Source organism: Embleya sp. NPDC005971 (assembly GCF_040629175.1).
Lineage (GTDB): Bacteria > Actinomycetota > Actinomycetes > Streptomycetales > Streptomycetaceae > Embleya.
Window position 1 is genome coordinate 36,010 of the sequence record NZ_JBEXUX010000049.1, and the last position, 15,701, is coordinate 51,710.

A 15,701-nucleotide genomic window follows, 5' to 3' on the forward strand; every position below is an offset into this window, starting at 1 on the left:
CCGCGTCGCGCGGTGTCGCCCGGGCCGCGCCGTCGGCGGCGGCCCGGGCGGCGGCCTCACAGGCCCAGGACGGCCCGCAGCGCCACGTCGACCTGTTCCATCTCGTCGGGCGTGACATCGCCCAGATAGGTGCCCTGTTCGAAGCGGCCGTGTCGGGACGTGTACAGGTCGGGGGCCAGCACGACGCCGTTGACGGGCGTGGTGATCCGGACCGTGACCAGCGACTCCCGGCGGTCGCCGACGGTGTCCACCAGCGCGCACAGCGCCGCGCCGGGGTGCAGCGCGGCGACGTGGTCGTTCTGCACGATCATGAAGGTGCGTTCGCGGCCGACGGTGGGGATCGTCCACACCTGGCCACGCCTCAGCGGCCGCATCGCTCCGCCCCTGTCCGGCCCGAGACGGCGACGACCGGCCGACCATTGCGCGTTGTCCGTGTGGAACGGTCGGGGTCGGGGACGAAGCGGTTGCCGGTAGCCATGGCATCAGTCGTACCAGACGCGGCGGTACCCGAATTGCCATCGGGGGGCGCGTTCGCCGCCGGCGGAGCGATTCGCCCGATTCATCGGCTCCGCAGTGCACTTGGGCGGGCCTACCTGTTCGGGTTCCGGGTCGCGTCCCGGTCGCGACCCCCGGTCGGCCGGCGGTCGGATCGCGGTCGGTTCGGCGAGGGCCGCGCAGATCCCTCGCACGAGCGAGGCGGCGGCGGGGGATCAGCCGCGACACTGTCGGTACACACCACCCGGGAGCAAGCCGCATGTCCGACCACCTCGCCGAGCGCGGCGCCGACCGGCACGTTCGTGACCGGGCCAAACACACGCTGGGCATCCTGCGCCGGACCGACCCGCAGGTCCTGGACCTGATGATCGCGCTGATGGTGCAGTTCATGGTGTCGCTGCCGTTCCTGGTCGCGCTGCGTTCGCCCTACCGGATCGGATTCCTGCTGCTGAGCGGCACCGCGATCCCGCTGATCTGGCGACGTCGGCAACCGTTCGCGGTCGCGTGTGTGGTGGCGCTGTTCACGGTGCCGGTGTCGCTGCACCATCGACCCGGTCAGCCCTTCCAGTTCGGCATGACGATCGCCATCTACACGGTGTTCGCGCTCGGTCGGCGCTGGGAGCGGATCACCGTGGCGGTGTTGGCGCTGCCGATCACGCTGTTCGTGGAAAACTTCAAGAATCAGCCGGTACAACAGGCCACTTTCGACGTCCTGGCCCTGACCGCGGCCGCCGCGTTCGGACTTGCCACTCGGCACCGCACCGCCTACATCGCCGGGATCGAGGAGCGCACCCGCCGACTGGAGCACGAACGGGACCTGGAGATCCGCCGCGCGGACGCCGAGGTGGCCCGGGCCGCCGCGCGCGAACGGGCCAGGATCGCCCGGGACATGCACGACATCCTGGCGCACGCGGTGAGCCTGATGACCGTGCAGGCCGAGGCCGGGCCGGTGGTGGTGCGCAGCGATCCGGCCCGCGCGGAGGCCGCGTTCGACGCGATCGCCGACGCCGGGCGCGACGCGATGGTGCAACTCCGGCGGATCCTGGGCACGCTCAAGGAGGACGACGAGGCCGGCGCCCGGGCGCCGCAGCCCACCGTCGCCAACATCGCCGACCTGGTCGCCGAGGTCGGCCGCACCGACCTGCGGGTGGTCTACGAGAGTGTCGGCATGCGCCGACCGCTGCGCTCGGACGCGGAGATCGCCGCGTACCGTGTCGTCCAGGAGGCGCTGACCAACACGGTCCGGCACGCGCACGCCACCACGGTGGTGGTGCGGCTCGAATGGGGCGAGGACACGATGAGGATCACCATCACCGACGACGGCCGAGGCGGGCGACCGCGACCGGGCGGCGGACACGGGCTGATCGGCATCCGTGAGCGGGCGACGGCGTGCGGTGGCAGCGTGACGACCGGGCCGCGGGTGACCGGGCCGGGCTTCGAGGTTGCGTTGCGGATCCCACTCGATTCGGTATGGGCCTCGTGATGCCGATCAGCGTGGTGGTGGCCGACGACCAAGGGCTGGTGCGCAGCGGCTTCGCGATGATCCTGGACGCGCAGCCGGACATCTCGGTGGTGGCCGAGGCGGGCGACGGCCTGGAGGCGGTCGAGGCGGTTCGTGCGTACCGGCCCGACGTATTGCTCCTGGACATCCGGATGCCCAGGATGGACGGCATCGAGGCGGCCCGGGTGTTGTCGGCCGAGGCGCCGGGATGTCGGATCGTCATGCTGACCACGTTCGATGTGGACGAGTACGTCTACGACGCGCTGTACGCGGGCGCGGCCGGCTTTCTGCTCAAGGACGTGCGCCGGGACGATCTGGTGCACGCGGTGCGGATGGTGGCGAGCGGCGAGGCGCTGCTCGCGCCGTCGGTGACCCGACGGCTGATCGCCGACTACACGCGCCGACTACCCCGTACGGAGGCCCCGGCCGAACCGTCCGAGCGGCTGGCCGTGTTGACCACGCGCGAGCGTGAGACGATGCGCTGCCTGGCGCTGGGGATGTCCAACGCGGAGATAGCCGAGGCGCTGGTGGTCAGCGAACATACGGTGAAGACGCACGTCAGCAGCATTTTGGGGAAGCTCGGGCTGCGCGATCGGGTGCACGCGGTGATCTGCGCGTACGAGACGGGCCTGGCCGTCCCGGGCCTGAATTGACCCCCGCGCGAGCGGTGCGCGGGCCGTCGACTCGCTCGCTCGGGTGAGGTCCGCGAGATTTCTCCGTCCTACAGGGGGAGTACGTGGGCTTGCGGAAACGGTTCGTACAGCCGATGCGCTGCACGGCCCCTACGGCGAATCCTGGTGGGGCCCGAGGGATTGTCCCGTCGGGCGCTTCGAACGGGGGAGCGCGCCATGAGCGATGTCCTGCAGCAGACGCCCAACGAGCTCTACCTGCGATTGAGCGACTGCACGATGCGGGTGGGCAAGGGTTCGCGTGGGCGACCGGCGCTCGAGGTGTACACCGGCTACCGGCTGATCGACGTGGCCGTGGCCGGCGCCGCGCTGGGGCCGAGGCTGCTGCGCGGCGCGCTGCGCTCCGCACGCGGCGAACCGGCGTGGGCGCTCGCGTGGGGCGTGTTGCCGGACGACGGCGTGCCGCCGCAGGTCGAGTTCCGACGCGGCCGGTTCGTGTTGCAGGCACCGGCGACGATCTTCGCCGAGCGGTTCTGGGTGGCCGCCGTCCCGGGCGTCTACCGCTCCTTGACGGTGCGCACGGAAGGCGACGCGCTCGGCGAGGGCGGGCGGCTCGGTCGGATGCGGACGCCGCGGTTGTGAGGGCGTCGGCGAGTGCGGACCGGGCCCGGCTTCCGGGTCGGGTTCGGTGAGGTGCCGGCCGCGCCATTGATTCCGTACACCCCGCCCCGCTGAACACCTCGGCGGCGAACGGAAACCCGGCCCCGTCGAGTCCGACGGAGTCGGCCCGGAAGGCGTTGTCCGGCGGCACCCGGAAGTTGGTCGGGTCGTGCTCGTCGGTGCTTCGGCTCGTTCCGGTGCCGTCGGCGGGTCGGATCCGGCTGCGGCAGCCACCGGTCGGTTCCGGCCCGGCGCCAAGCTGTGGCCGACCTTTCGGGGAAGTGGCTGCGGGGCGGGGGTACGGCTGGGAACGGGGGCGGCCCGCTTCGGTGTGGGCTCGGTCAGGTGGCGTGGGCGACCGGGCAGCCGCCGGTCAGCCGGGAGAGGAAGGCGTTGGGGTCGTAGTAGTGCTCGACCTCGACGAGCTTGAGGTCTTCGCTGACCTTGGCCACGCTCATGCCGAACATCTCGATGGTCTCGCCGTTCGGTCGGAAGCCCTTGTATTCGCCCGTGTAGCTGCCCCAGTGTCGCCACTTGAAGGCGATCACGGGCGGCGGGGACAGGACTTCGAGGACCTCCCAGTAGAAGCCCTCGGGGAACGCGGTGTGGAAGATGTGGTGTGAGGACTCGAAGCTCTCCCCACCCGGCGAATAGAAGATGCTGTCGCCGATCAGGATGTTGTAGCTGCCCTGGTCGACGATGTCCTGCGCGCTTGCCCACGGGCCGCCGTTGACGTTCGTGCGGAATCGCTCGGTGGCCATCGAGACCCAGGTCTTCGGGTCCCCCTTGTGCGAGACCTCCATCTCGAAGACCTGCACGAGGCTCTCGACGATCGCCTCCAGCGAGTCGGGTGCGTGCTGCGTGCTGCGCTGTCCCGGCATCACCGTGTGCGAGAGGTGGTAGTCGGGGGCCTCTTCGCGCCAGTCGGCGGGGGCCGCCGCGGCGACGACGGCGTCCCGTCCCTGGAGCCAGAGCGGAGTCGCGGGGGAAGTCGACACGTGTTTTCCGTCCTTCGTTGCCGGCGGCAGCGCTCGGTGGCGCGCGCCGTCCGGAGGGGAACGGGGGCGATCCTGACTCACTGTCAGACCAGGCGCAACCTTCCGTGGTGCCGGCCGGTGCCCCACCCCTGGCCGGATTCGATCGGCCTTGCCGGATGGAATCCGGCCAATCGGAGGGCATGACCGACTCCCGGGCATACGGGGACTGTTCACGTGTCGACATGCACGCCGATGCAGGTCGGCGGGGCAACCGCCGGTGTGCGGCCGGTGTTTCGCGGGCCGGTCGGGCAGCACGGGCCGCATGATTTCGGCAGCGGCGCGTGTGCGCAATATTTTGCCTACGGAGCGTCAATCGCCGTTTACCGCAAGATCGTTCATGTCTCCAGTGGCAGCAGCTCGGCGGCGAACTCGGCCAGGAACGTGGCCCACGAGCGGGGTGTGCCGGCCGGTCGGACCACGAACTTGCTCACCCCGGCATCGGCATACCGGTTGATCAGCTCGCGCGCGGCGGCCCACCCGGTGGGGAGCAACTCGGCGATGTCCACGTGCGGTCGTTGCCGGCGCAGCGCGCCGAGGTCGCGGCCGGGCAGGTCGTCGAACGCGACGACCAGGCTCATCCCGTAGTGGTCGTCGTCGACGGTACGCCCGGCCTCGGTCGCGGCGGCCTTGATCGTGCGGCGGGCCGCACCGGCCTCGTCGGGGGTCAGCGCGGCGCCGAGCCACCCGTCGGCGAGCCGACCCACCCGGCGCAGCGACTGCGGGCCGCCGCCCCCGAGCCACAGGTCGAGCGGACGGGTGGGGCGCGGGCCGACCCGGGCGTGTGCACACCGGTGGTACTTGCCCTCGAAGGACACGTCGTCGTTTTCGAGCAGAAGACGGACGAGGGTGAGTGCCTCGTCCATCACCTCGCCGCGCGGGCCCGGGATCGGGAACAGCGGCCGATCCCGCTCGGTCGCGTGCCGAACCCCGAACACCGGCAGGATCCGGCCCGGCGCGAGCGCGGCCAGCGTGGCGAGTTCCTTGGCCACGGCCACCGGATTGCGGCCGGGCAACACGGTGACCCCACTCCCGAGCTTGAGCCGCCGGGTGCGACCGGCGGCGTAGCCGATGGCGACGAGGGGATCGGGGAGATCGGCACCGATCAGGTCGGGAAACCAGAGCGAGTCGATGCCGAGCTCTTCGATGCGGTCGAGCAACTCGTCGAACGGCGGGGAAGGCGTGGCGGTGGCGGGCGGGGTGAGACCCAGGCCGATGCGCAGTTTCATGGGGTCAGTGTGGCGGGGCGGGTGGGGGCCGCAGGCGGGCGGCGGTGGACTTCAGTTCGGTCGTGTAGTGCCGGCGCTCGGCTCGGCTGACGGCGGGGCGCAGGGGACCGATTTGCAACTCGTGGGTCGGGGGGCCGTGCGGGGTCGGGACGGGGGCGGACAGGTAGCTGAGGGGGAGGGGCCGGGGCGAGGCGAAGTCGGCCTCGGTGTAGGGGTGGGCGCCGATCGAGGCGAGTTGCTCGCGGGCTCGTTCGCGGAGGGCGGTGCGGGTCGGGTGCTCGTCGAGGAGGGCCACCACGTCGCGCAGGACGGTCAGCAACTCGGTCGAGTCGCCGCGCGGGCGCCAGGCGGCGACGCCGTGGGTGCGGATGGTGTCCAGGGCCGGGGCCAGGTGGGGTGCGTGGGCGAGCCAGGCGGCGCGTTCGGCGGCGGGCCGCCAGGGCATCACCGAGGCGCCGGCGGGTGGGCGCAGGGGGAGGCGGGTGCCCACGTCGATCCCGGCCGGCAGCCGACCCGGGCCCGGCTCCACCGCGAGGAAGACCACGTGGTCCGGGCCGACCAGGGACAGGGCCACGCCGCAGTCGACCCGGGTCGCGAGGGCGGCGAGGAGCTGCGCCGTGTCGTCCGGGAGCGCCACCCGGGTGCGGACCGCGGCGGCGACGGTGAGCAGGCCCGGGCCGAGGGTGTAGCGGCGATCGGGGCCGCGTTGTACCCAGCCTGGTGCTTCGAGGGCGGCCAGTACGGCGGTCGCGGTGGAGCGGTTCAGGTCGAGGCGGGCGGCCACCTCCGAGACGCTCGCACCGTGCGGCGACGCGGCGAGCAACTCGACGACGGCCACCACCCGGTCGGTGGGCGGGGAAGCTGCCATGGGCACCTCTTGTTCGGGAGCGGGGTTGTGTCTAGGGTGCCGGTGAATATACGTCATCTCGACGACGAATATTCGTCAGTGGTCAAGGGCTTGCCGACCGGCGGGGGATTCGGATGGACGCGATGGACACGACGGATGTGGTCGACCCGTTCGACGCGCGGGCGCCGTTCGACATCGAGGGGTACGACTTCGCGTTCGACGACATTCCGGATCTGCACGAGGTGATCGCCGCGGCGCGGGCGCGGAAGCCGTACGCGATCGTGCCGTTCCTGGGGACGCGGGCGGTGCTGTTTCTCACCCACGACTTGGTGACCGCGGCGTTCAAGGACGAGGAGTCGTTTCCGGCGTCCGCGATCTACGCCGCGACGACCGAACCCGTGCTCGGGCACACCATCCAGTGCATGCGTGGTGCCGAACATCGGATCAACCGCAAGCTCGTGGTGCCCGCGTTTCGGCGCAAGGTGGTCACCGACCAGGTCGAGGCGATCCTGGAACCGCTCGCGCACGAACTCGTGGACCGTTTCGAGGCGCGCGGCGAAGCCGACCTGGTCGCCGAGTTCACGCACGGCTACCCGGTCCGGGTGATCACCCGGCTGCTCGGACTGCCGATGGACGACGAGGAACGGTTCCGCCGCTGGGCGGTCGACCTGTTCCACTTCCCGATGGAGCCCGAGGCGGCCGAGCGCGCGTCACGCGAGTTCACCGAATACGTCACGCCGATCGTCGCGCGCCGCCGGATCGACCCGGGCGACGACCTGCTCTCGACGCTCGCCCACACCGAGGCCGAGGGGCGCCGGCTCACCGACGAGGAGATTCTCTCGTTCCTGCGGCTGCTCTTCCCGGCCGGCGCCGACACGACCTATCTGGGACTGGGCAACGCCCTGTACGCCCTGCTCACCCATCCCGAGCAGTTGGCCCGGGTGCTGGCGAACCCCGACGTGGAACTGGAGTGGGCGGTCGAGGAGTCGCTGCGCTGGGAGCCGCCGGTGGGCCTGTTGCCTCGGATGTGCCCGGCGCCGGTGCGCGACTGGCAGGGGCTGGGGCTGGACATCCCGGCGGAGACACCGCTGATCTTCGCGATCACGGCGGCCAACCGGGACCCGGCGCACTATCCGGACCCGGACGTGTTCGACATCGGCCGCCGGGTCCGACCCACGCTCGCCTTCGGCGACGGGCCGCACGTGTGTCCGGGCACCTGGCTGGCGCTGGCCGAGATCCGGGCCGCGCTCAAGGTGCTGCTGCAACGGTTGCCGGAGATGCGATCGGCCGAGCCGACGCGCGTGCGCGGGTTGCTCGGTACGGCGCTGCGCGGGCCGGAGTCGTTGCGGGTGCGGTTCCGACCCCCGTCCCGATGTGGCGGCTAACGCGCCTGCTCGGCCGGGAGTTCGGCGTCGAGGCGGGTCACGTTCTGGAGCAGGCCCCAGACGAACTCCGCGCGGTAGGTGTCCGTGCCCTCGGTGACCAGGCTCGCCCAGCGGCTGGGCGCGGAACCCTCCACGTGGCGCAGGTCCGGGAACGCCCCGGCGACATCCCCGATCACGAACTCCCAGGGTCGCAGCGCGGCCACGCCTTCGACGGGCGGCGTCGTGGCGGGATCGGCGCGCACCAGCCATTCCTGCCAGACCCGCCCGTCGGGACCGGTCAAGACCTCGAAGCGCAACTGCGGCCACAGCGGCAACACCCACCACTGCGCATCGGCGGTGAGATCCCCGATCCGGCGCTCGGCCCGGCCGGACGGCTCACCCAGCGCGGCCCGGTAGGCCCGGCCGGGGCCACCGACCGAGCGGCTGCGCACCATGCGTTGCCACTGCGCGTTGACCTCGCGCATCCGGGTGCGGGTGAATTCCAACTCGCGGACGGCGTCGGCGACCAGATCGGGTTGGTAATCGCCCATGCGTCGCAACAACACCAGACAGAACTGATCCGGTCCCACGCTGATCTCCGTACTCGTTCGCAGCCGACCTCGACGCTATCCACAAAGCGGACGGCGTCGTCGTCATTCCCGGAAGTCGTCGACGCGGGTCGATTCCGGGCAATGTGTATGCCCGAGGCCCTGGGATCTGACGGTCCGTCAGCGCTATCGTGAACCCGAAGTCATCGGGCGGCCACCGGACAGTCGGCGCCGACCCATTACGTGGCAAGGGGTGGCACATGATCGTCGACTACATCCGAATGCTCGGCGGGGACCGCATCGAGCATCCCGGCGGGACCCTGCTGGCCCACCTGGGCCGAGTCGAGGCACTGCTCGGCGACTGGGGCGCCCGCCCCGAACTGCGCACCGCCGGCCTGTGCCACGCCTTCTACGGCACGGACGGCTTCGCGACCACACTGCTCCCGCTGGACCGCCGCGCCGAACTCGCCGGCCGGATCGGCGTGGACGCCGAGCGCATCGTGTACTTCTACGGGAGTTGCGACCGGGCCGCGAGCCACCCCACGCTGGTCGACGGCCCGTTCCGGGACCGGTTCACCGGCCGCACGTACACGCCGACCGAAGCCGAACGGCGCGACTTCGCCGAACTCACGGCGGCCAACGAACTCGACATCGTCCGCGTCATGCCGGAGGTTCCGGCCCGGTGGGGCGCCGAGCTCCGGGACATGCTGGCCGGGTTCCGTCCGTTGCTCAGCGCCGGCGCGTGGGCCGAGTGCGAACGGGTGCTCGGCGACGCCAGGGCGGGCACCCGCTGACTTCGGGCCCGCTTCGGGTCCTGCTTCCGGTGCTGTTTCCGGTTCTGTTTCTGCTTCGCGGCCCGCGCGAAGCTCGGCGCCCGGGCGATCGTCAGCGGCCGTCCGGCGTCGGGCGGTGCTCGACGTATTCGACGACGGTGCCGTCGGCGTGCCGGGCGGTGACTCCGGAACCGGTGGGCACCCGGCGCGGCGGTTCGAGGATCTCGGCGCCTGCCGCCGCCAGCCGTTCGAGGCAGGGCGCCAACTCCGGGACCAGCAGGGTGCCGGTGGTGGACCGGAAGCGCTCCACCGTGGCGGCGGCACCTTCGATCAGCAGGAAGCCGCCGACGGCGGACAGGGCGATGCCGAATTCGCGGAAGGTGAACCACATATCGCGCTCGACGCCCTGGAGACCCTCGTAGAACGCGGTCGCGGCTTCCAACTCACCGGGCTCGACGAAGACCCGAAGGAACGCGCGCGGTGTGGTGAGCGTGGACGAGTCGTTGCTGCGGCGCCACACCACGTCGGAGCCGGCGCCGGCGGCGGCGATGGCGGACGCGATGGCGGACGCGGTGGACTCGGTGGCGGCGGTGGGCGTGGGCTGGTCGGTCATGGTTGTCGGGTCCCCTGTCGGTGTGCCGGCCGGGCGATCGGCCGGGGTGATCGGTACGTCCACCACCCTCGCGACGTCGCCCGGATCGGGGCAGGCTCCGGTTCATACCGTGAGTACCGGTCATAGGCTGGGCCGATGGCCACCCAGGACGGGCAGGATCGTCGGCGCGGGCTGGGCGGGTTCCTGCGCGCACATCGCGAACTGCTCACGCCCGAGGACGTCGGGCTGCCCCGATCGCCGCGTCGCCGCACGCCCGGCCTGCGCCGCGAGGAGGTCGCCGCGCTGTCGGGGGTCGGGGTGGCCTGGTACACGTGGTTGGAGCAGGGCCGGGTGGACACGTCGCGCCAGGTGCTCGAATCGGTGGCGCGGGCGCTGCGCCTGGACGTCGACGCCCGCCGGCACGTGCTCGAACTGGCCGGCTTCCACGTACCGCCCGAGGCGGGGCCGGCGTCGGCCGACGGTCTGCGGGCGATGGTCGGGAGTTGGCCGACCAGCCCGGCGCTCGTGCTCGATCGGGCCCTGGACGTACTGGCCTGGAACGACGCCTGGCGGGCGATTCGGCCCGACCCGGCGGGCGTGCCGATCGAGCGCCGCAACCTGCTGCTGATGCTGCTGACCGACCCGGCCCACGAGCCGGCATTCCCCGAGCGCGAGCCGCTCGCCCTCGATCTGGTCCGCCATCTGCGCACCCGTCCCGACGACGCGCGGCAGCGCACGGTCGCGGCACGACTGCTGGTCGAGCGGCCGGACCTGGCGGCGTGGTGGCAATGCCGCGCGGTGGGCGTGTTCGCGGCCCGGACGGTGCGACTGTGCGGGGCTGCGGTGCGGGAGGCCGAGGCGGATCGGGCGGCCGAGGAAGGCGCGACGTGGGCCGTGCCGCTGCGCTTCGCGGTGTCCCTGCTGCTGCCGGCGGAGGGCCCCGAGACCACGGTGCTGGTGTGGACGCCCGCGGATGCGGCGACGGCCGCCCACGTGCTGGACCGGACGGCGGGGGAGCAGGCGACGGGGAGCGGCCGGGGGTCAGGTGTCGGGGTCCCCCACGTGGGTGAGTCGATCGTCGCCCAGCCTGGCCTGCACGTCCCGGAACAGGATCGCGAGCAGACCCGCTAGCTGCGTCTGCTGCTCGGGGGTCAGGCCGTCGATCAACTGCGCTTCGCGACCCAGTACCCGATCGACCGTCGCCTCCACCAAGGCATGCCCCGCCTCGGTCAGTTCGACCTCGACCGAGCGGGTCCGACCGGATCCGGCCCGCCGGACGACCAGGCCCTCGCGCTCGGCCCGGGCGACCCGCTGCGAGACGGCGCCCGCCGTGACCAGCGAACGCCGGCCCAGTTCGCGCGTACCCAGGACGTACGGCGCTCCACTGCGCCGCAGCACACTCAGCAGGTCCAAGGTCGCCGCGTCGACGCCCGCCCCGGCCAGCACGCGGCGCCGGTCGTCCCCGAGCAACTTGGCCAGCCGCCAGATCGGCGTGACGATCCCGATCGAGGACACCGGCGTCCCGGGCCGCTCCCGCTCCCACGCGGCGGCGATCTCCTCGACGGCGTGACCGACGCGTCCCGAGGCACCGCCGCCGACCGGGTCGAGCGGCTGCTCGGCGGTCCGTACGTCGGCCCGCGCGTCGGCCTCCGGGGTCGTTCCTGTCCCGACCCCGGCGCCGGGCCGGTCCGCGCCGGCCGTCGTCGGCTTTCCCGGCGATGTCTCGGCCGCGGCACGGGGCCGGCGCTCGTCGGTTGCCATGGAACCTCTTCCCGATGTTATGTTCAGATCTAAATTTAGAGCTAAACGACCGTTGTGGAGGTCATCCTATGGCACGCAACATCCTGGTCACCGGCGGCGGCACCGGTATCGGACTCGCGATCGCCCGGCACTTCGCCGGGCTCGGTGCCGCCGTGACGATCACCGGTCGGCGGGCCGAGCCGCTCGCCGTCGCCGCCGAACGGACCGGAGCCCGAGCGCTGGTCTGCGACCACACCGACCCCGAGGCGCTGACCCGACTGCTGGCCGAACTGCCCGAGCGGATCGACGTACTGGTCAACAACGCCGGCGGCAACACCGACTTCGACCACGGCCCCGCCATCGACCTCGCGGGCTACGCCCGTGCGTTCCGGGCCAATCTGGACGCCAACCTGGTCGGCGCCGCGCTGACCACCCGGGCCGTCGAGGACCGGCTCGCCGCCGGCGGCGCGGTGATCGGCATCGGTTCGCTCGCCGCCGACAAGGGAGCCGGATCGTACGGCGCGGCCAAGGCCGGACTCGCCGCCTGGAACGTCGCCCTCGCGGACGCCCTGGGCCCGCGCGACATCACCGCCAACGTGGTCTCGCCGGGCTACATCGCGGACACCGAGTTCTTCCGGGACAACCTCACCGAGGACCGCCGCCGACACCTGGTCGCCTCGACGTCGCTACGCCGGGCCGGCTCGCCCGAGGACGTCGTCGGCGCTGTCGCGTTCCTCGCCTCGCCCGCAGCCCGGCACGTCACGGGGCAGGTTCTCAACGTCAACGGCGGTGCGTACAAGAGTCGTTGATGTCGGGAGCAGCTCGGCGGCCCCGGCCCGCAGGTGCGGACCGGTCGGGCATCCGCGGCGCCGAAGCGGGAAACCGGGTTCACCGGACGGGGCATCGTTCGCGTCCGTAGCGTTGGGCTGCGGCGCTCCCCGCACGGAACGCACGGAACGCACGGAACCCCGTACAGACTCCCCGCAGAGCTTCTCCACACGGAAGGCAGATCCGATGGAATCCCACACGCTGGCGGTGCCCGGAGCCGACCTCTACTACGAGGTACGCGGCTCCGGTCCGGTGCTGTTAACGATCAACGGCAGCAACGGAGACACCGATCTGTTCGCGACGCTGGGCGATCGCCTGGCCGACCGCTACACCGTCGTCGCGTACGACCGACGCGGCAACTCCCGTAGCCGGCTCACCGGTCCGCCCGGCGAGCAGCGCATCGAGGAGCATGCCGACGACGCGCACCGGCTGCTCCAGGCCCTCACCTCGGAGCCCGCGGCCGTCTTCGGCACCAGTTCCGGTGCCGCGATCGGCCTCGACCTGCTCGTGCGACACCCGGAACAGGTCGGCCTGCTCGTCGCCCACGAGCCGCTCGTGGTGGGGCTGTTGCCCGAACCGAAGCAGTGGTACGCGAAGTTCGACAACGTAGGCGAGTTGTACCGGACCGACGGCCTGAAGGCCGCGATGGTCGAACTCAGCGCGTTGTTCGGCCTGTCCGGCCCGCCGGAGCCCACCGGGGATCTGCCCGCGCCGTTGCGCGAGTTGCTCGAACGGGTGCAGACCAACGTGCACTTCAACCTGTCCTACGAACTGTCGTCGTTCGCCCGCTTCGAGCCGGACCTGACCGCGCTGCGGGACGCACCGCTGGTGCTGGCCGTGTCGAACGAGGGCCCGGAGACGCTGCTCTACCGCACCACGGCGCTGCTCGCCGAGCGTCTGGACATCCCGGTCTTCGAGTTCCCGACCGATCACGTGGGCTACGCGTTGCGCCCCGACGAGTTCGCCGTGGCCCTGGCCGAGGTGCTCGACCGGGCCTAGGCCCGGTCGAGCGACAGGCGCGAAGCGGCCCGGCCGCGTCGGGTGACGGCGGCCGGGCCGGTGGCGCGCGGTGTCGGTCAGGCGCTGGCGCCACCGTCCAGGACGAGGTCGGTGCCGACCGCGAAGCCGGCCTCGTCGGAGGCCAAGTACAGGACGGCGGCCGCGAGTTCGGCCAGTGCGCCGACCCGACCGGACGGGTTCTCGCCCTTCATCCGGTCCGCGCGCTCGGCCTCGGTCTCGCCCGGACGCAACGACATCGAGGTGGCCAGCGGGCCGGGGCTGACCGCGTTGATTCGGACGCCGTCACCGATGTGGTCGAGCGCGGCATTGCGGGTGAGCGTGCTCACCGCGGCCTTGGACGTGACGTACGCGCCGAGGTTGGCCAGCCGGGCGTGGGCGCCGAGGTTGGAGGAGATGTTCACGATGGCACCGCCGCCGTTGGCCCGCATGTAGCCGATCTCGTGCTTCATCGAGAGCCACGTGCCGGTCACGTTGATGTCCAGGGTGGCCCGGAAGTCCGCCTCGTCGAGGTCGGCGAGCGGACCCACGCCCTGGATCACACCGGCGTTGTTGACGGCGACGTCGAGACCCCCGAACAACTCGACCGTGCGGGCGACGAGCGCGGCCAGGCTCGCCGAATCGGTGACGTCGGCGGTGACGGCCGCGCCTCGTCCGCCCTCGGCCTCGATCAGCCGGACGGTCTCCGCCAGCGGTGCGGCGGTGCGGCCCGCGGCCACGACGGCGGCTCCCTCGCGAGCGAAGGCGAGCGCGATCTCCCGGCCGGCGCCCGAGCCGGCTCCGGTGACGAGGACGGTCTTGGCGGTGAAACGTGCGGACATGGTGTTCTCCCGAGTCTTGCGGTGTGGAGGTGGTGGCGGATCGATGGGTGTGGTCGGTCGGTGGATGCGGTGCCGGCCGGTCAGCCGGTGCGCGGTGGTCCCGCCTCGCGGCTCGGTTCGGGCACCCGGTCGCCGTGCCGGTCCCGGAGCAGGGCGGTCGCGGACAGGGCGGCCAGGAGGAAGACCGCCCCGGCGGTGCCGAAGGCCCAGGCGTAGCCGACGATCACGTCGGCGCGGGTCGCGGCCACCGACATCAGCGCGGCCAGGCCGACGGTGGGCCCGAGTTCCATCGCGGTGTTCAGCACGCCGCCGGCCAGGCCCGCCTGGTGGGCGGGTACGTCCCCGGTGGTCAGGACGGCGGTGCCGGCGAAGATCAGGGCGGCGCCGACGGGCAGCAGGACCAGGCCCGGGAGCAGGTCACGGGCATAGCGGGTGCCCTCGTCCAGGCGGGCGAGCAGGAGCAGGCCCGTGCCGCCGATCAGCAGGCCCGACACGGTGATGCGGCCCGGACCGTAGCGACCGATCAGCGGGCCGGCCGCTCGACCGGCCACGATCAGCGCGAGGGCGAACGGGACGAACGCGCCGGCGGTCGCGAGCGGTGACCAATCGCGGTTCTGTTGCAGGTGGAGCGAGATCAGGAAGCTGATCAGGCCGGTCCCGGTGGCCGCGAGCAACACCCCGACCAGGCCCAGGACGCGGCGCGGAGCGCGGACGAAGCCGGGCGGGAGGAGCGGATCGGCCACCCGTCGTTCGACGACCAGGAAGGTGGCGAGCAGGAGCACGCCGACACCGAGCGGGACGAACACGGCAGCCGACGTCCAGGCATGGTCGCCGGTGACGGTCAGGCCGTATCCCGCGAGCGTGATGCCGACCGCGGCCAGGACCGCGCCGAGCGGATCGAGACCCGGACGGCCGCCCGGCCCGCCGTCGGCCGGCTGCCCCGCCGGCAGCCGACGTGGGGTCAGGAGCAGCGCCGCACCGGCAACGGCGACCGGTATGGCGAACATCCAGCGCCAGGACACCCAGGTGGTGAGCACGCCCGACGCGAGGTTGCCGATCGCGGCGCCCAGTACGGACAGCCCACCCCAGGTCGCCATCGCCCGCCGATACGCGCCCGGTTCGGGGTACACCGCGCGCAACACCGCCATCGCGGCCGGCGCGGTCAACGCGGCCCCCAACCCCTGCCCGAACCGCACCGCGACCAGCACCGCGAAGCCGGGCGCGAACGCCGCGATCGCCGAGGCAAGCCCGAAGACGACCAGGCCCACCGTGAACATCGGGCGTCCGCCGTAGCGATCGGCGAGTCGACCGCCGAACAACAGCAGACCGCTGAACGGCAGTCCGTAGGCGGCACTGAGCAACACCAGATCGGCCGAACCCAGGCCGAACTCCCGGCCGATGTCGGGCAGCGGCACGCCGATCGCGGTGATCGTGAAGATCAACGTGGCCTGCACGGTGCCGAGTACGGCGAAGGCGAGGCCGGCATGCGGCGTGGTCGTGACCGTGCCGACCGTGACCGTGCCGACCGTGACCGTGCCGCCCGTGACCGTGCCGCCCGTGACCGTGCCGGTCATTGCGATACCCCCGTTGCCGATAGCTTTTACAGATCGATCGTTCTGGAAT

The 15,701-nt window shown here is 72.1% G+C and carries 17 protein-coding genes; 8 read left to right on the forward strand and 9 right to left on the reverse strand.

Annotated elements, in window-relative coordinates:
- Window positions 1-56 precede the first annotated feature (56 nt).
- Complete coding sequence (locus ABZ374_RS33550) at window positions 57-374, reverse strand: type II toxin-antitoxin system PemK/MazF family toxin (RefSeq protein WP_360318398.1); 318 nt, start codon at window positions 372-374, stop codon at window positions 57-59.
- Between the two features lie 380 nt (window positions 375-754).
- Here ABZ374_RS33550 and ABZ374_RS33555 point away from each other — a divergent pair, with 380 nt between their 5' ends.
- The 3 genes from ABZ374_RS33555 (at window position 755) to ABZ374_RS33565 (ending at window position 3,267) form a co-directional block, all read left to right on the forward strand.
- Window positions 755-1,978, forward strand: a complete 1,224-nt coding sequence (locus ABZ374_RS33555) for a histidine kinase (RefSeq protein WP_360318400.1) — start codon at window positions 755-757, stop codon at window positions 1,976-1,978.
- Window positions 1,978-2,649, forward strand: a complete 672-nt coding sequence (locus ABZ374_RS33560) for a response regulator transcription factor (RefSeq protein WP_360318402.1) — start codon at window positions 1,978-1,980, stop codon at window positions 2,647-2,649. Before ABZ374_RS33555 ends, ABZ374_RS33560 begins: the two co-directional genes overlap by 1 nt.
- 195 nt (window positions 2,650-2,844) lie before the next feature.
- A complete protein-coding gene (locus ABZ374_RS33565) occupies window positions 2,845-3,267 on the forward strand; it encodes a hypothetical protein (protein ID WP_360318404.1) in 423 nt (140 codons plus the stop codon).
- 359 nt (window positions 3,268-3,626) lie between these two features.
- On the opposite strand, the gene ABZ374_RS33570 is transcribed toward ABZ374_RS33565, so the two are convergent.
- The 3 genes from ABZ374_RS33570 to ABZ374_RS33580 form a co-directional block, all read right to left on the reverse strand.
- Window positions 3,627-4,283, reverse strand: a complete 657-nt coding sequence (locus ABZ374_RS33570) for a SnoaL-like polyketide cyclase (RefSeq protein ID WP_360318406.1) — start codon at window positions 4,281-4,283, stop codon at window positions 3,627-3,629.
- Window positions 4,284-4,657: 374 nt separating this feature from the next.
- Complete coding sequence (locus tag ABZ374_RS33575; RefSeq protein ID WP_360318408.1) at window positions 4,658-5,548, reverse strand: TIGR03854 family LLM class F420-dependent oxidoreductase; 891 nt, start codon at window positions 5,546-5,548, stop codon at window positions 4,658-4,660.
- A 4-nt stretch (window positions 5,549-5,552) separates the two neighbouring features.
- Complete coding sequence (locus ABZ374_RS33580; RefSeq protein ID WP_360318410.1) at window positions 5,553-6,416, reverse strand: helix-turn-helix domain-containing protein; 864 nt, start codon at window positions 6,414-6,416, stop codon at window positions 5,553-5,555.
- Between the two features lie 122 nt (window positions 6,417-6,538).
- Between ABZ374_RS33580 and ABZ374_RS33585 the strand changes: the two genes are divergently transcribed.
- Window positions 6,539-7,780 (forward strand): cytochrome P450, encoded by a 1,242-nt coding sequence (locus tag ABZ374_RS33585; RefSeq protein WP_360318413.1) that lies wholly within the window; start codon window positions 6,539-6,541, stop codon window positions 7,778-7,780.
- Here the strand turns inward: ABZ374_RS33585 and ABZ374_RS33590 are convergent.
- Window positions 7,777-8,349, reverse strand: coding sequence for a hypothetical protein (locus tag ABZ374_RS33590; RefSeq protein WP_360318415.1), 573 nt, complete (start codon window positions 8,347-8,349; stop codon window positions 7,777-7,779). The genes ABZ374_RS33585 and ABZ374_RS33590 overlap by 4 nt on opposite strands.
- A 218-nt stretch (window positions 8,350-8,567) precedes the next feature.
- Here ABZ374_RS33590 and ABZ374_RS33595 point away from each other — a divergent pair, with 218 nt between their 5' ends.
- Window positions 8,568-9,101 (forward strand): DUF6817 domain-containing protein, encoded by a 534-nt coding sequence (locus tag ABZ374_RS33595; protein ID WP_360318417.1) that lies wholly within the window; start codon window positions 8,568-8,570, stop codon window positions 9,099-9,101.
- Window positions 9,102-9,192: 91 nt separating this feature from the next.
- Here the strand turns inward: ABZ374_RS33595 and ABZ374_RS33600 are convergent, their stop codons facing one another.
- Window positions 9,193-9,693 carry a hypothetical protein gene (locus tag ABZ374_RS33600; protein WP_360318419.1) on the reverse strand — a complete coding sequence of 167 codons (501 nt, stop codon included), beginning with the start codon at window positions 9,691-9,693 and terminating at the stop codon, window positions 9,193-9,195.
- Between the two features lie 135 nt (window positions 9,694-9,828).
- Between ABZ374_RS33600 and ABZ374_RS33605 the strand changes: the two genes are divergently transcribed.
- Window positions 9,829-10,803, forward strand: a complete 975-nt coding sequence (locus tag ABZ374_RS33605) for a helix-turn-helix domain-containing protein (protein WP_360318421.1) — start codon at window positions 9,829-9,831, stop codon at window positions 10,801-10,803.
- On the opposite strand, the gene ABZ374_RS33610 is transcribed toward ABZ374_RS33605, so the two are convergent.
- Window positions 10,714-11,226 carry a MarR family transcriptional regulator gene (locus ABZ374_RS33610; RefSeq protein ID WP_360318484.1) on the reverse strand — a complete coding sequence of 171 codons (513 nt, stop codon included), beginning with the start codon at window positions 11,224-11,226 and terminating at the stop codon, window positions 10,714-10,716. The two genes, ABZ374_RS33605 and ABZ374_RS33610, sit on opposite strands and share 90 nt — an antisense overlap.
- Window positions 11,227-11,501: 275 nt before the next feature.
- On the opposite strand from ABZ374_RS33610, the gene ABZ374_RS33615 reads away from it, so the two are divergent.
- Window positions 11,502-12,221 carry an SDR family oxidoreductase gene (locus ABZ374_RS33615; RefSeq protein WP_360318423.1) on the forward strand — a complete coding sequence of 240 codons (720 nt, stop codon included), beginning with the start codon at window positions 11,502-11,504 and terminating at the stop codon, window positions 12,219-12,221.
- Between the two features lie 205 nt (window positions 12,222-12,426).
- Window positions 12,427-13,239: an alpha/beta hydrolase gene (locus ABZ374_RS33620; RefSeq protein WP_360318426.1), complete on the forward strand. Its 813-nt coding sequence runs from the start codon at window positions 12,427-12,429 to the stop codon at window positions 13,237-13,239.
- A 77-nt stretch (window positions 13,240-13,316) separates the two neighbouring features.
- Here ABZ374_RS33620 and ABZ374_RS33625 read toward each other — a convergent pair whose 3' ends face one another.
- Both ABZ374_RS33625 and ABZ374_RS33630 read right to left on the reverse strand, forming a co-directional pair.
- On the reverse strand, window positions 13,317-14,078 hold the full coding sequence (locus ABZ374_RS33625) for an SDR family oxidoreductase (RefSeq protein WP_360318428.1): 762 nt from the start codon (window positions 14,076-14,078) through the stop codon (window positions 13,317-13,319).
- Between the two features lie 80 nt (window positions 14,079-14,158).
- Complete coding sequence (locus ABZ374_RS33630; RefSeq protein WP_360318430.1) at window positions 14,159-15,652, reverse strand: MFS transporter; 1,494 nt, start codon at window positions 15,650-15,652, stop codon at window positions 14,159-14,161.
- Window positions 15,653-15,701: the final 49 nt, after the last annotated feature.

What these genes read in the sequence shown, in the direction of transcription:
- ABZ374_RS33550 (WP_360318398.1), bottom strand. Translation starts at nt 374, where the DNA reads ATGCGGCCGCTGAGGCGTGGCCAGGTGTGGACGATCCCCACCGTCGGC.
- ABZ374_RS33555 (WP_360318400.1), top strand. Translation starts at nt 755, where the DNA reads ATGTCCGACCACCTCGCCGAGCGCGGCGCCGACCGGCACGTTCGTGAC.
- ABZ374_RS33560 (WP_360318402.1), top strand. Translation starts at nt 1,978, where the DNA reads ATGCCGATCAGCGTGGTGGTGGCCGACGACCAAGGGCTGGTGCGCAGC.
- ABZ374_RS33565 (WP_360318404.1), top strand. Translation starts at nt 2,845, where the DNA reads ATGAGCGATGTCCTGCAGCAGACGCCCAACGAGCTCTACCTGCGATTG.
- ABZ374_RS33575 (WP_360318408.1), bottom strand. Translation starts at nt 5,548, where the DNA reads ATGAAACTGCGCATCGGCCTGGGTCTCACCCCGCCCGCCACCGCCACG.
- ABZ374_RS33580 (WP_360318410.1), bottom strand. Translation starts at nt 6,416, where the DNA reads ATGGCAGCTTCCCCGCCCACCGACCGGGTGGTGGCCGTCGTCGAGTTG.
- ABZ374_RS33585 (WP_360318413.1), top strand. Translation starts at nt 6,539, where the DNA reads ATGGACACGACGGATGTGGTCGACCCGTTCGACGCGCGGGCGCCGTTC.
- ABZ374_RS33595 (WP_360318417.1), top strand. Translation starts at nt 8,568, where the DNA reads ATGATCGTCGACTACATCCGAATGCTCGGCGGGGACCGCATCGAGCAT.
- ABZ374_RS33600 (WP_360318419.1), bottom strand. Translation starts at nt 9,693, where the DNA reads ATGACCGACCAGCCCACGCCCACCGCCGCCACCGAGTCCACCGCGTCC.
- ABZ374_RS33605 (WP_360318421.1), top strand. Translation starts at nt 9,829, where the DNA reads ATGGCCACCCAGGACGGGCAGGATCGTCGGCGCGGGCTGGGCGGGTTC.
- ABZ374_RS33615 (WP_360318423.1), top strand. Translation starts at nt 11,502, where the DNA reads ATGGCACGCAACATCCTGGTCACCGGCGGCGGCACCGGTATCGGACTC.
- ABZ374_RS33620 (WP_360318426.1), top strand. Translation starts at nt 12,427, where the DNA reads ATGGAATCCCACACGCTGGCGGTGCCCGGAGCCGACCTCTACTACGAG.
- ABZ374_RS33625 (WP_360318428.1), bottom strand. Translation starts at nt 14,078, where the DNA reads ATGTCCGCACGTTTCACCGCCAAGACCGTCCTCGTCACCGGAGCCGGC.
- ABZ374_RS33630 (WP_360318430.1), bottom strand. Translation starts at nt 15,652, where the DNA reads ATGACCGGCACGGTCACGGGCGGCACGGTCACGGGCGGCACGGTCACG.